The following is a 12,010-nucleotide window of genomic DNA, read 5'->3' as shown; positions in this document are numbered from 1 at the left end:
CCGGCCGCCGCTTCCGCACCTGCGCCTGCCGCAACGGTGACGGCGACGGCCGCCAAACCCTTCGCGCCGCCCGCCGAATCCGCGATACCCGCCGACGAGTTCGGCAAGACCGTGAAGCTCGGCGAGCAGATCTTCCTGCACACGCCCGAGTTCGCGGGCAAGTACGTCGGCAACAAGCTGACCTGCGCGAGCTGCCACCTCGACGCGGGCCGCCGGCCCGATTCGAGCCCGATGTGGGCCGCGTACCTGCTGTATCCGGCGTACCGCAGCAAGAACGGCCACGTGAACACATTCGCCGAGCGCCTGCAGGGATGCTTCCGCTACAGCATGAACGGCAAGGCGCCGCCGGCCGGCGACCCGATCCTCGTCGCACTCGAGACCTATTCGTACTGGCTCGCGAAGGGCGCGCCGGTCGGCACGAAGCTGCCGGGGCAGGGATTCCTGAAACTGCCGCCGCCCGCGCAGAAGGCCGACTATGCGCGCGGCGCCGCCGTCTACACGCAGCACTGCGCGCTGTGCCACGGCGCGGACGGCCAGGGGCAGTCGAGCGGCGGAAAGGCGGTCTTCCCGGCGCTGTGGGGCGCGCGTTCGTTCAACTGGGGCGCGGGAATGGGCGACATCCGCAATGCGGCCGGCTTCATCAAGGCCAACATGCCGCTCGGGCTCGGCGGCACGCTGACCGATCAGGAGGCGTGGGACGTCGCGACCTTCATGGACAGCCACGAACGTCCGCAGGACCCGCGCTTCACGGGCTCGGTGCAGGACACGCGCGCGAAATTCCACGATTCGCCCGATTCGATGTACGGGCTCAGCGTGAACGGGCGCGTGCTCGGCGCGCCGTGATGCGAACGCCGTGCAGGCCATCCGGCCCGCACGGCTTGCGCTACCCGCACTGCCTGCGCGTTCACGGATGCCAGCGATACACGATCATGCTGGTGCCGTTGTAATTGTCCTTCGTGATCACGTATTCGCCGGTCGAGCGCAGGTACGCGCGGATCCCGTACATCGAGTCGACGTCGTTGCCGACGTCCATCGCCGACGTGTTCGAGTTGGTCAGCGTCGTCACGAGCGCGCCCGTGTTGAGATCGAACACGTCGACGTTGGGCACGGTGTGCACGTAGCCGACGAACAGGTAGTGGCCGGCCGCCGCGATCGATTTCGGGTTCGCGCTGGTCAGGTTGATCACCGGGTTCGGCGCGGTCGTGTTGCCGTTCTTCCAGCCGTGATAGACCTCGATGTGCCCGTTCATCGCGGTCCAGTCCCAGTTGTTCGCGAGGCCCTGCGCGAGGATCATCGTGTCGCTGTCCGCCTGGTAGAGGATGCGCGTCGTCGGCGCCACGGTGCTCGGCACGGGCGTCGTCACCGGCTTGCCCCATGACGGCTTGCCGGTCGCATCGAAGCCCGTCATCGGGTAGCGGGTAATCACGTTGGAACCGTTCAGCCCGGCCCACACGTCGCCGTTGCCGTCGATGTCGAAACCGGTCGTGACCTGCAGCGACGTGTTGAACGGCTTGCCCGGCAGCGAGCCGGCCGGATTCGCGATATAGCCGGTCGCCGGCGTGAAGTAATAGAAATTGAAATTGCCGGGGTTCTGGCCCGACGCGACGAGAATCCGGTTGCCGCCGACCGTCACGAGCTGGCCGAAGTGCTGGCCGCGCTGGTAGTCGTTCATGTCGAGGCGCGGGTCCTTCGGATAGGTGAACGGGTCGACCGTGTTCGCGACGAACGTGCCGCCCGCCGAGCCTGTGTACACGTTGTTGCCGCTGTAGAAGAACGCGCCGTCGGTCGAGGGGTCGGGCGCGGCGATCGCCTCGAAGTTCAGCGCCTGCAGCTTCCATTGCAGCGCGCCCGTCGGGCTGTACGAATGCAGGTCGGTGCTGCCGTTGCGCCCGAGATCCCAGCCGCCGCCCCACGCGTTGTTGAGCACGTACAGGTTGCCGCCCGAATCCTTGCCGATGCCGACCACGCGCGTGAAGCGCTTGTCGCCGACCTGCCCCTTGATGCCCGAGGTCGTGTCGAGATAGCCGCCCTGCACGCCGAACGTGCCGATCTGCTGCGGCAACCCGGCGAGGCTGTAGATCTTGATGTTCATGTCCGGGCCCTGGTCGCCCACCAGCAACTGCCCCGTCGACGCGTCGAAATACAGCGCCGACGGCCGCGCGCCGGCCGCCATCTGGATCGTGTTCATCAGCGTGCCGGTGGCGCTGTACTGCACGACCACGCCCGCGCTCATGCGCGCGACCCACAAATTGCCGGCCGCGTCGAGCGCCAGCGCGCCGGGCCCGGTCACGCCGATGTCGCGCTGCAAGACACCGTCGGTCGTATAGACGCGCACACGGTTGCCGTAGAAATCGCTTGCGTACAGCAGGTTGCCGGCCGTCGCGAGGCCGGTGATCACGTCCGGGTTCGGGAGGCCCGTCCACGTGCTGACCGGGATGCGCAGGTCGCGCTGGTTCGTGCTGCGGTTGTAGCGGCCCACCGAGCCGCTGCCGAAGTTGCGGTTGTAGCCGAGCGCGACGAAGATCGACGTCGCGTTGCCGGTAATCGCGCCGCCCTGGAATTCGTCGTGGATGCCGATCGTGCCCATCGGCTGGCCGTTCTGGTAGAGCGCGACGCCGCCCGCGTTCTCGTCCCAGCGCGACGACGTGTAGATCACGCCCTCGGGCGCGACCCACATCGAGCGCGCCGCATTGCCCACGTGCTGGGCCAGCGTGCCGTACGTGTTCGCGAGCCAGTCGGTCGAGTATTGCACCTGCGCGTGACTCGCCGGCGCCAGCATTGCCATGCACATTCCCAGCAACGCCGCCCGAATTTGTTTCATTGACATGAATAATGCTCCCGAACGTTCAATTGTCGACACTGTAAATCGCGGCACATGAAATATTGGTGATTCCGGCTAAAGCGCATTCGCCGTCATCACGAATTATTCACTCCGTTCTTTTTGCCGTCCGGCGCTTTTCCGTCAACGATGGTCAAACCCGCTCACCGCGCCGCAACGGCTTGCCGGCCGCACGACTACGGTGCTTATTCCCCGGCATTTTCTTCCGGGTCGCTCAATGCGGATGCGTCATTTTTTCTGAAATGCCCGCATTGCCTTTTTCATTACCCGAAAATGGGCTCGATGATTACAAATCGAAATTGAAATGAAAGAGAAAAAATAATATCCGGCGTAATCGCGTCGTGCGATTCAGCGCAGCGGCATGCGGCGGGAAAAAGGGAGGAAGGGAGGGGAAAGCGGGATACGGCGGAGAACACCAAACGACCGCGCGCCGGCCATGCCGGCACGCGACGGCGATCGTTCAGCTCGCGTCGTCGAGCGTCGGGCCGTCCCAGCCGTCGAGGAATTTCGGCAGCGCGTCGACGACATCGATCACGCGGTGCCGGTAGAACAGGTGCATCGTCGGCTGCAGGTCGCCGGGCAACTGCCCGCCGCGCGCACGCGCGGCCAGGCTGTTCGGCACGACGCGCATGCCGAGCCGGTTGGTGCCGAACACGATCTCGCCGCACGACGCGCAGTACGTGCGCGACATCGACTTCGCCGGATGCGGGAACGTCGCGCTAGCGCCTTCGACGGCCACCTGCTCGGGTGGCCACGCAGTCGCCGACAGCACCGGCGTGCCGTAGAAATCGCGGCAGGTCGCGCAATGGCAGTTCGCGCGCGCCGCCGGCTCGCCGCGCAGCCTCACGGTGACGGTTCCGCACAGACAGCTCGCGGAATGCGTTCGGGTCATGTCGTCTCCTCCAGGAAAGGAGGCGACAGTATAGGAGCATGGGTGCAACGTTGCCGGCATCGGCTGCGGGCAACGTTGCGTCCGCAACGATCGCGATGCGTCAGAACTTCTGGCGCAGGCCGAGGCTGACGATGGCCTGCGAGCGCGAATCGGACGAGTGGCCGTTCGCCTTGTCCGAGACGGACGCGGTTGCGGCCACCGGCCGGCCGAGCGCGTCGAGCGTCATGCCCGATGCGTGCTGGTACGCGCCGAGCAGGTACACGCTGGTGCGCTTCGACAGGTCGTAGACGGCGCCGAGCGTGACGTTGTGATACTGCGCGCGGTCGTCCACGCCGTCGACATCGCTGCCGCGCGTGTAGCTGTAGCCCGCGAACAGTTGCGTCTGCGGGCGCACGTTCCAGCGCGTGAACACGCCCGCGACGTTGAACGTCGCGTGGCCCGTGAACAGCGACTGGCCGCCGCTGCGGTACTGCACGTTGCTGTAGTTCACGCCGACGACGGCCGAACCGAAGTCGTAGGTCGCGCCCGTCGCGATGATCTGCTGCGATTGCGCGCTCGCATAGCCTTCGTTGATCGACGAGTTGAACAGCCCGTCGTCGGTGCTCTGCCACTTGCCGGCCGTCGGGTCCGTCGCGCCCGTCTTGCTGTTGTCCGACCGCTCGTAGCCGACGCCGACGCGCAGCGGGCCCGCCGCATACGCCGCGCCGACGCTCCACGTGTTGCGCTGCTTCATGCTGCCCGGCTGGCTGCCGAAGCCGTACAGCGCGCCGAACGTGAAGCCCGAGTAGTTGGCGCTCGTGTACTTGATCGAGCTGTCGACACGCGCGGTCTGGTCGAGGTCGTCGATGTCGCCCGGGTGTGCGCCGAAGCCGCCGATGTACGACGACGGGCCGACCGGGCTCACGAAATCGTCGAGCGACGTGTACTGGCGGCCGAGCGTGACCGTGCCGTAGCGGTCGCTGCCGAGGCCGACGAACGCCTGGCGGCCGAACTGGCGGCCGCCCTGCCCCGACGTGCCGTTCGTGATGTCGAAGCCGTTCTCGAGGACGAACAGCGCGCGCATCCCGCCGCCGAGATCCTCGGAACCCTTGATGCCCCAGCGGCTGCCGGACAGGTTGCCGGTCGTGAGCCCGACGCTCGAATGGCCGGTGTACGCGCCCGCGGAGCCGACCCGTTCGTTGCTGCGATAGGTGACGCCAGCATCGACGATGCCGTACAGCGTGACGGAGCTTTGCGCGGCGGCGATGCCCGCGAGCGAGAGCAGCAGCGGGGCTGCGATCAGTTGCTTGTTCATGATTGTCGTGTCTCCGGGCGGTGAACCCGTTGTTCTGGCTGTCAGTTGCGAGTAGCGCGCGGGCGGCGAGATCGGCCGGCGGGGCGAGGCCGGCCGCGTCCGCGCGCGACGACGCGGCGGGCATGCCCACTGCGGCCGCCATGGTAGATGGAACCGGTTCCGATCGAAAGCGGAATAATGAAAACAGTTTCTTGCCAAAATTGAGATAGTCGAGCGGACCGCCCTGTGCGCAGCGCGTCGCTCCTGTACAGCCCGGGCGGGCGCAACCGATAATCGAACGCGCACCATCCATCGGGAGTGCCTTCATGCATGAAACGACCCTGCTGATCTTCGCCGCCGTTGCGTTCGTCGGTATCGCGACACCCGGCCCGACCGTGCTGCTCGCGCTGACCAATGGCTCGCGCTACGGCGTGCGCCGTGCAGCCTACGGCTTCGCGGGCGCGATGCTGTCCGACTTCGTGCTGATCGTCGCGGTCGCGCTGGGCCTCGGCGCGCTGCTGATGGCGTCGGCGTTCTGGTTCTCGGTGGTGAAGTGGCTCGGCGCCGCGTATCTCGCGTACGTCGGGATCCGGCTGCTGATGTCGAAGGGGGCGCTCGACGTCGCCGTCGCGGATGGTGGCGCTGCGTCTTCCGGGCACAACGCGTCGATCTTCGCGAAGAGTTTCCTCACGGCGGTGACGAACCCGAAGGGCTATCTGTTCTTCTCCGCCTTCCTGCCGCAGTTCCTCGATCCGTCCGCGCCGCTCGCGCCGCAATACGTCGCGCTCGCGGTCACGTTCGCGCTGCTCGACGGGGTCGTGATGTTCGGCTACGCGCTGCTCGGCGCGCGCGCGGTGCGGCTGCTGAAGCGCGCGGGGGCGCTGTGGCTCGAACGCACCTGCGGCGCGATGCTGCTCGCGCTCGCCGGGTCGCTGGCGCTGTACCGGCGTCATGCCGCATAGGAGCGGATTCCGATGAAAATCGCTGCACCGCCCTCCTCCGGCTTTGCCGGCCTGTCACTCCGCCAGATCGAACGCGCCGACCTCGACGCGTGGTACGCGTACCTGACGAACCCCGACGTCTTCCGCCATACGAGCTGGAACCTGCGCTCGCCCGACGATCTGCTGCCGTTGTTCGACACCATCGAATCGACGACCCCCGACTCGGTCCGGCGGCTCGCCGTGATCGACGACGCATCGGGCGCGCTTGCCGGAACGATCGGCCTGCATACGGTATCGACCGTGAACCGCTCGGCGGAGATCGCATACGATCTCGCGCCGTCGCACTGGGGGCGCGGGATCGCGAGCGCGCTGTGCAAGGCCGTCACCGAGTGGGCGTTCGCCGAGGGCTTCGTGCGCATGCAGGCCGTCGTGCTGACCAGCAACGAAGGCTCCGCGCGCGTGCTGCAGAAGTGCGGCTACCGCTATGAAGGGCTGTTGCGCGCCTACAAGATGGTGCGCGGCACGCCGGGCGATTTCGCGATGTACGCGCGCCTCGCGACCGACTGACGCGCGACCCGCGGCTTCACGTACCACCGCTCACAGCTTCTTCGCCTACGCACGCCGTTGGACGGCCTGCGCCGAATTGGCGACAATCGCCGTTCCCTTTCTCGACGATCCGCCATGAAAATCGCCGCGCTGTCCGACATCCACGGCAACCTCGCCGCACTCGACGCGGTGCTCGACGACGTCCGCCGCCGCGGCGCCGACGTGATCGTCAATCTCGGCGACATCCTGTCCGGCGCGCTCCATCCGCCCGAAACGGCCGACCGCCTGATCGCGCTCGACCTGCCGACCATCAAGGGCAATCACGAACGGCAACTGCTCACCGGCGACCGCGAGTCGATGCGGCTGTCGGATCGCTGGGCGCACGACACGCTGCACGCCGATCATCTCGACTGGATCGCCGCGCTGCCCGAACGCATGACGCTCGGCGACGACGTGCTGATGGTGCACGGCACGCCCGACAGCGACCTCGTCTATTTCCTCGAAACGGTTACGCCCGACGGCTGCCGCGCGGCCACGCCCGATGAGATCGCACAGCGCGCGGGCGACGAACCGGCGTCGCTGATCCTGTGCGGCCACACGCATATCCCGCGGACGGCCAGGCTCGACGACGGCCGGCTGATCGTCAACCCGGGCAGCGTCGGGCTGCAGGCGTACACGGACGACCTGCCGCATCCGCATCGCATCGAGACGGGCTCGCCGCATGCGCGCTACGCGATGGTGTCGCGCACGACGGCCGGCTGGAACGTCGAATTCCATGCGGTCGAATACGACTGGCACACGGCGGCCGCCACCGCCGCATCGCGCGGGCGCGACGACTGGACCGTCGCATTGCGCACCGGCCGGTGCTGACGCGCGCGGCTCACCCCGCTCACCCTTCCGCTTCACTTCATTCACCGGAAAACCGCACCGCCATGCCCGCTCCGTCGCAACTGCTCTTCCTGCCCGGCGCATCGGGCAGCACCGCCTTCTGGCAACCGCTGGCCAATCTGCTGAAGCATCCGGCCGAGCGCCGGATCGTCGGCTATCCGGGCTTCGGCGACACACCGCGCGATCCGGCCGTCGACGATTTCGACAGTCTCGTGCGTCATGTTCTGGAAACGATCGACCGGCCGACCGCCGTGATCGCGCAATCGATGGGGGGCGTGATCGCGATGCGCGCCGCGCTCGACAAGCCCGAACTGATCACGCACCTCGTGCTGACGGTCACGTCCGGCGGACTCGACATGGCCGGGCTCGGTGCGCAGGACTGGCGCACCGGTTTCGCGGAAGCCAACCCGCAGCTTCCCGACTGGTTCCTGACGTTCCGGGCGGATCTGTCGCGGGATATCGGCCGCATCGCGCAGCCGACACTCCTGCTGTGGGGCGACAACGATCCGATCAGCCCCATCGCGGCCGGCCGGCGCCTGCTCGAACGGCTGCCCGATGCGCGGCTGCATGTCCTCCATGGCGGCCGGCACGATCTCGCGGCCGTGCATGCGGAGACGCTCGCACCGCTCGTCGACGCGCATCTGCAACGCGTGTGACGTTGCACGCCGCAGCCTCAACGTCAGCGTCGGTTTCAGCACCAACCAGAAACCGCGCCGCTCACGCACCGCATCACATCACCCCGCACTCCGCAGCGTGAGCCGCGCCTCGAGCCCGCCACCGTCCGTCCGGTTCTTCAGCGTGAGCGTGCCGCCCATTGCGAGCGCGAGCTGCCGCGCGATCGCGAGGCCGAGCCCCGTGCCGCCCGTCTCGCGGTTGCGCGACGTCTCCACGCGCCGGAACGGCTCGAACACCGCGTCGAGCTGATCGTCCGGAATGCCGGGCCCGCGGTCGAGCACGGCGATCACCGCGCCGCCGTCCGGCGCGGCATGCACGTCGATCTCGGCCGCACCCGCGAATTTCAGCGCGTTGTCGACGAGGTTGCCGACGATGCGCCGCAGCGCCTTCGGCCGCGTGACGAGCGCGAGCGGCGCGCGGCTGTGCAGCGCAACGTCCTGTCCCGCATCGGTGTAGTCGCACACGATGCTGTCGAGCAGCGCATCGAGATCGATGCGGCGTGCGGCCTCCTCGGTGCCGTGCAGCGTCCGCGCGTACGCGACGCCCTCCTTCACCAGATGCTCCATCTCGAGCAGATCCTGGCGCAGCTTCGCGCCCTGCGCGTCGTCGTCCATCATGTCGGCGCGCAAGCGCATCCGCGTGATCGGCGTCTGCAGGTCGTGCGAAATCGATGCGAGGATCTGCATGCGCTCGGCCATGTATTGCGCGATGCGATCCTGCATCGCGTTGAACGCCCGGGCGGCGCGCGCGACTTCCGACGGCCCGCCCTCGTTCAGCCGCTCGCCCTTCAGGTCGGGGCCGAGTGCATCGGCGGCCTGCGCGAGCTGCTTGAGCGGCCGCGTCGCGAGTCGCACCGCGAGCCAGCAGCATGCGGCCAGCACCGCAAGCTGCAGCACGAGCACGACCGGCAGCCAGCCCGACAGCGGCACCGTCGACATCGGATGAATGTCGATCGTCAGCGGCGACCCGTCGGTCAGGCGCAAATGCACCTGCAGGTGTTCGCGGTCGCCGGGGATCGCGTTCGCGGTCAGCGGGTAGTCGCCGCCGATGCCGTCGGAAATCGACCGCTCGACGCGCGCCGACAGCCGCGCTTCCGGCGGCGTGCCGGTCTCGCCGGGCCCGAGGATGAACGCATAGCTGCGCCGCGCGAGGCGCGGCAGCCACGCGGCCCGCTCGGCCGGCGGCAGGTGGTCGAGCAGCGCGACCGAGCTCGCGACCTCGCGCTCGATGTAGCCCATCATCAGGTTGGTGGTCGCCTGGTCGCGCTCGGTCACGGTGAGCCAGAACGACAGCGTCTGCGCGAGCGCGAGGCCCACGCACAGGATCAGCGCGAGCCGCGCGAACAGCGAGCGCGGCCAGTGCCACGGCATGCGCGCGCTCATGGTGTACCGTCGACGGCGGTCACGGCCGACGAGAACACATAGCCCTCGTTGCGCAGCGTCTTGATGTAGCGCGGTTCGCGCGCACCGTCGCGCAGACGCTGGCGCAGCCGGCTCACGAGCAGGTCGATCGACCGGTCGAAGGGATCGGACTGCCGGCCCTGCGTGAGATTGAGCAACTGGTCGCGCGTCAACACGCGCTGCGGGTTGTCGAGGAACACGCGCAGCAGCCGGTATTCGGCGCCGCTCAGCGCGACCAGCGTGCCTTCGGCATCGAGCAGGTGGCGCCCGGTCGTGTCGAGCCGCCATTCGCCGAACGCGAGCATCTCCGCGGTTTCCGTCACCTGCATGCCGGGCGGCAGCATGCGCGCGCGGCGCAGCACCGAGCGGATCCGCGCGAGCAGTTCGCGCACCGCGAACGGTTTGGCCAGGTAATCGTCGGCGCCCATCTCGAGGCCGATGATGCGGTCGGTTTCCTCGCCGCGTGCGGTCAGCATCAGCACCGGCACCGTGCGGAACTTGCCGGCGCGCAGGTCGCGGCACAGCGTGAGGCCGTCCTCGCCCGGCATCATCAGGTCGAGCACGATCAGGTCGGGCGCGCCGTCCTCCAGCACGTTGCGCATCTCGCGGCCGTTCGCGGCCAGCGAGACGCGCATGCCGTTCTTCTCCAGATAATCCGCGATCAGTTCGCGGATAGCGCGATCGTCGTCGACGATCAGCACGTGGTCGATCTTGTCCATGAGTCGTTGTCGGTGTCGAGGTATTCGGGCAGGCGATGTCCGCTTTTATACCGCACGGCGGGCATGCGTTTGTATCCCAATGTATCGCGCCGCCGTGACGACACACAACATTGCACACACGTGGCTTGCCGGACACATCGCAGATACGTCGGCGCCGCCTAATGGGGCCTGTCGAAACCCGTCTGGCCGCCGCCCCCGAGCGGCGGCCTCCCGCTCAGGAGAACGCCATGCTGCCCCGACTCAAGATTGCCGCCCTCGTCTTCGCCCTCGCCGCCACGGCCGGGCTCGCCGCCTTTGCGGGCACCCGCGACGACGCGGGCATGCCGGCCTCGCAGGCCGGTACGGCGGCGCCCGACTTCACCAGCATCGACCGCTGGCACAACAGCGCGCCGCTGACGCTCGGCCAGTTGCGCGGCAAGGTCGTGCTCGTCGATTTCTGGACGTACTCGTGCATCAACTGCATTCATACGATTCCGTATGTGAAGGAGTGGGACCGGAAGTATCGCGACCAGGGGCTCGTCGTGGTCGGCGTGCATACGCCCGAGTATCCGTTCGAGCGCGATGCGGGCAACGTCGCCGACGCGATCAAGCGCTTCGGCATCAAGTATCCGGTCGCGCAGGACAACCGCTACGACACGTGGCGCGCGTACGGCAACCAGTACTGGCCCGCGCTGTACCTGATCGACGCGAACGGGAAGGTCGTCTATACGCGCTATGGGGAAGGCGAGTACGACAAGACCGAGGCCGCGATCCGCGGTGCGCTCGCGCAGGCCGCTGAAGGTGCGAAGGGCACGACGCGCACGCAGTAACGGGCCGGCGCGCGGGCGTCGCGGTTGCCCGCGCATGCCCGCGTATCGGGTGCACTCACCCGCGCTTCGCGTCGGCCGCCGCGATCATCGCTTCCCCGATCGCGAGGTTGCCGTTCGCGACCAGCGCGTCGCCCGCGCCGCGGATATCGGCCACGTCCTTGTTCTGCCCGAGCTTGCGCTTGCCGACGAGCCGCGTGATCTCGATCTGCAGCCCGACGATCGCCTGCAGCATCGCGTCGAGATAATCCGTCGGCGCGTCGCCCATCTTCCACGGCACCGGCTGCGACGCCTCGTGCGTGCGCGTCAGCCGGGCGACCACGCCGCGCACGAACTTCTCGTCGTCGCGCACCGTGATGCGGCCATGCGCATGCACGACCACGTAGTTCCACGTCGGCACCTGCCGGTGCGCCTCATGCTTGCTCGGATACCAGGTCGGCGAAATGTACGCGTCGCCCGCGCGGAAGATCACGAGCACCTCGTCGCCGTTCGCGACGTCCTGCCAGACCGGATTCGCGCGTGACACGTGCGCATGCAGTTCGCCGAGCCCGCCGTCGCTCGGCAGCAGCTCGAACGGGATGTGGTTCGCGTCGAGCCCGCTCTTGCCGTGCGTGATCAGGCTGCCGAACGGATGCTGCACGATCAGCTCGCGCACCGCGTCGGGGTTGGGTTCGTTGAAATCGGCGGGGACGTACATGTCGGCTCCACGGTCATGCGGGGGTTGGAATGGATCAGGCGCTGGCCCGTCATGTGCCGATTGTGGCGCCAAACTGGTTTATGCTGTAGAGCCGGTTTGAAACATTTTCAGCAGACCAGAATCATGGCAAGAACGGCCCGGAACGTCGACATCCCGTCGCTCGGCGCGCTCGATCGCGCGGCCGGCGACCTGAGCCGCCAGCTCGCGCAGGCGCTGCGCGAAGCCGTGCGGCGCGGCGACGTCCGGCCCGGTGACACGCTGCCGTCCACACGGCTGCTCGCCACGTCGCTGCAGGTGGCGCGCGGCACCGTCGTCGACGCGTATGCGCAGCTCA

The 12,010-nt window shown here is 67.9% G+C and carries 13 protein-coding genes; 7 read left to right on the top strand and 6 right to left on the bottom strand.

From position 1 onward, the window contains the following. The coding region (locus tag G3N93_RS23245; RefSeq protein ID WP_241026667.1) for a c-type cytochrome at nucleotides 1–843 on the top strand (843 nt) is incomplete at its 5' end. A gap of 61 nt (nucleotides 844–904) precedes the next feature. Here G3N93_RS23245 and G3N93_RS23240 read toward each other — a convergent pair. The 3 genes from G3N93_RS23240 to G3N93_RS23230 all read right to left on the bottom strand — a co-directional run bounded on the left by G3N93_RS23240 (nucleotide 905) and on the right by G3N93_RS23230 (nucleotide 5,025). Further along, nucleotides 905–2,827 carry an SMP-30/gluconolactonase/LRE family protein gene (locus G3N93_RS23240; protein ID WP_174942226.1) on the bottom strand — a complete coding sequence of 641 codons (1,923 nt, stop codon included), beginning with the start codon at nucleotides 2,825–2,827 and terminating at the stop codon, nucleotides 905–907. Nucleotides 2,828–3,299: 472 nt separating this feature from the next. Continuing rightward, the gene (locus tag G3N93_RS23235; RefSeq protein ID WP_206134043.1) at nucleotides 3,300–3,731 is read right to left on the bottom strand and encodes a GFA family protein; all 432 of its coding nucleotides are present in this window, start codon (nucleotides 3,729–3,731) and stop codon (nucleotides 3,300–3,302) included. Nucleotides 3,732–3,831: 100 nt separating this feature from the next. Next, entirely contained in the window at nucleotides 3,832–5,025 is a 1,194-nt protein-coding gene (locus G3N93_RS23230; RefSeq protein ID WP_011354017.1) for a porin, read from the bottom strand. Between the two features lie 305 nt (nucleotides 5,026–5,330). On the opposite strand from G3N93_RS23230, the gene G3N93_RS23225 reads away from it, so the two are divergent. The 4 genes from G3N93_RS23225 (at nucleotide 5,331) to G3N93_RS23210 (ending at nucleotide 8,035) form a co-directional block, all read left to right on the top strand. Beyond that, nucleotides 5,331–5,966: a LysE family translocator gene (locus tag G3N93_RS23225; RefSeq protein ID WP_206134042.1), complete on the top strand. Its 636-nt coding sequence runs from the start codon at nucleotides 5,331–5,333 to the stop codon at nucleotides 5,964–5,966. 12 nt (nucleotides 5,967–5,978) lie between these two features. Continuing rightward, the gene (locus G3N93_RS23220; protein WP_206134041.1) at nucleotides 5,979–6,512 is read left to right on the top strand and encodes a GNAT family N-acetyltransferase; all 534 of its coding nucleotides are present in this window, start codon (nucleotides 5,979–5,981) and stop codon (nucleotides 6,510–6,512) included. A gap of 114 nt (nucleotides 6,513–6,626) precedes the next feature. Further along, entirely contained in the window at nucleotides 6,627–7,361 is a 735-nt protein-coding gene (locus G3N93_RS23215; RefSeq protein WP_206134040.1) for a metallophosphoesterase, read from the top strand. Nucleotides 7,362–7,423: 62 nt separating this feature from the next. Beyond that, nucleotides 7,424–8,035 carry an alpha/beta fold hydrolase gene (locus G3N93_RS23210; protein ID WP_206134039.1) on the top strand — a complete coding sequence of 204 codons (612 nt, stop codon included), beginning with the start codon at nucleotides 7,424–7,426 and terminating at the stop codon, nucleotides 8,033–8,035. A gap of 78 nt (nucleotides 8,036–8,113) precedes the next feature. Here the strand turns inward: G3N93_RS23210 and G3N93_RS23205 are convergent, their stop codons facing one another. Together G3N93_RS23205 and G3N93_RS23200 are read right to left on the bottom strand one after the other, a co-directional pair. After that, entirely contained in the window at nucleotides 8,114–9,436 is a 1,323-nt protein-coding gene (locus G3N93_RS23205; protein ID WP_174942240.1) for an ATP-binding protein, read from the bottom strand. Next, complete coding sequence (locus G3N93_RS23200) at nucleotides 9,433–10,173, bottom strand: response regulator (RefSeq protein WP_174942243.1); 741 nt, start codon at nucleotides 10,171–10,173, stop codon at nucleotides 9,433–9,435. The genes G3N93_RS23205 and G3N93_RS23200 overlap by 4 nt, the downstream gene beginning before the upstream one ends. A gap of 227 nt (nucleotides 10,174–10,400) precedes the next feature. Between G3N93_RS23200 and G3N93_RS23195 the strand changes: the two genes are divergently transcribed. Then, nucleotides 10,401–10,982: a thioredoxin family protein gene (locus G3N93_RS23195; RefSeq protein ID WP_206134038.1), complete on the top strand. Its 582-nt coding sequence runs from the start codon at nucleotides 10,401–10,403 to the stop codon at nucleotides 10,980–10,982. A gap of 55 nt (nucleotides 10,983–11,037) precedes the next feature. Here G3N93_RS23195 and G3N93_RS23190 read toward each other — a convergent pair whose 3' ends face one another. Then, nucleotides 11,038–11,676 (bottom strand): FMN-binding negative transcriptional regulator, encoded by a 639-nt coding sequence (locus tag G3N93_RS23190; protein WP_174942247.1) that lies wholly within the window; start codon nucleotides 11,674–11,676, stop codon nucleotides 11,038–11,040. A 123-nt stretch (nucleotides 11,677–11,799) separates the two neighbouring features. Here G3N93_RS23190 and G3N93_RS23185 point away from each other — a divergent pair. After that, nucleotides 11,800–12,010 (top strand): GntR family transcriptional regulator (locus tag G3N93_RS23185; RefSeq protein ID WP_206134037.1); only part of this gene is annotated, 211 nt, incomplete at its 3' end.

This window comes from Burkholderia sp. Se-20378 (genome assembly GCF_017104665.1).
GTDB classification, from domain to species: domain Bacteria; phylum Pseudomonadota; class Gammaproteobacteria; order Burkholderiales; family Burkholderiaceae; genus Burkholderia; species Burkholderia lata.
The sequence above is the reverse complement of the archived record's forward strand: the minus strand, read 5'-3'. Positions and strand labels throughout refer to the sequence as shown.

Coding starts and splice junctions, on each gene's coding strand:
- G3N93_RS23205 (WP_174942240.1), bottom strand. CDS start 9,436: ATGAGCGCGCGCATGCCGTGGCACTGGCCGCGCTCGCTGTTCGCGCGG.
- G3N93_RS23220 (WP_206134041.1), top strand. CDS start 5,979: ATGAAAATCGCTGCACCGCCCTCCTCCGGCTTTGCCGGCCTGTCACTC.
- G3N93_RS23210 (WP_206134039.1), top strand. CDS start 7,424: ATGCCCGCTCCGTCGCAACTGCTCTTCCTGCCCGGCGCATCGGGCAGC.
- G3N93_RS23235 (WP_206134043.1), bottom strand. CDS start 3,731: ATGACCCGAACGCATTCCGCGAGCTGTCTGTGCGGAACCGTCACCGTG.
- G3N93_RS23225 (WP_206134042.1), top strand. CDS start 5,331: ATGCATGAAACGACCCTGCTGATCTTCGCCGCCGTTGCGTTCGTCGGT.
- G3N93_RS23215 (WP_206134040.1), top strand. CDS start 6,627: ATGAAAATCGCCGCGCTGTCCGACATCCACGGCAACCTCGCCGCACTC.
- G3N93_RS23240 (WP_174942226.1), bottom strand. CDS start 2,827: ATGTCAATGAAACAAATTCGGGCGGCGTTGCTGGGAATGTGCATGGCA.
- G3N93_RS23230 (WP_011354017.1), bottom strand. CDS start 5,025: ATGAACAAGCAACTGATCGCAGCCCCGCTGCTGCTCTCGCTCGCGGGC.
- G3N93_RS23200 (WP_174942243.1), bottom strand. CDS start 10,173: ATGGACAAGATCGACCACGTGCTGATCGTCGACGACGATCGCGCTATC.
- G3N93_RS23195 (WP_206134038.1), top strand. CDS start 10,401: ATGCTGCCCCGACTCAAGATTGCCGCCCTCGTCTTCGCCCTCGCCGCC.
- G3N93_RS23190 (WP_174942247.1), bottom strand. CDS start 11,676: ATGTACGTCCCCGCCGATTTCAACGAACCCAACCCCGACGCGGTGCGC.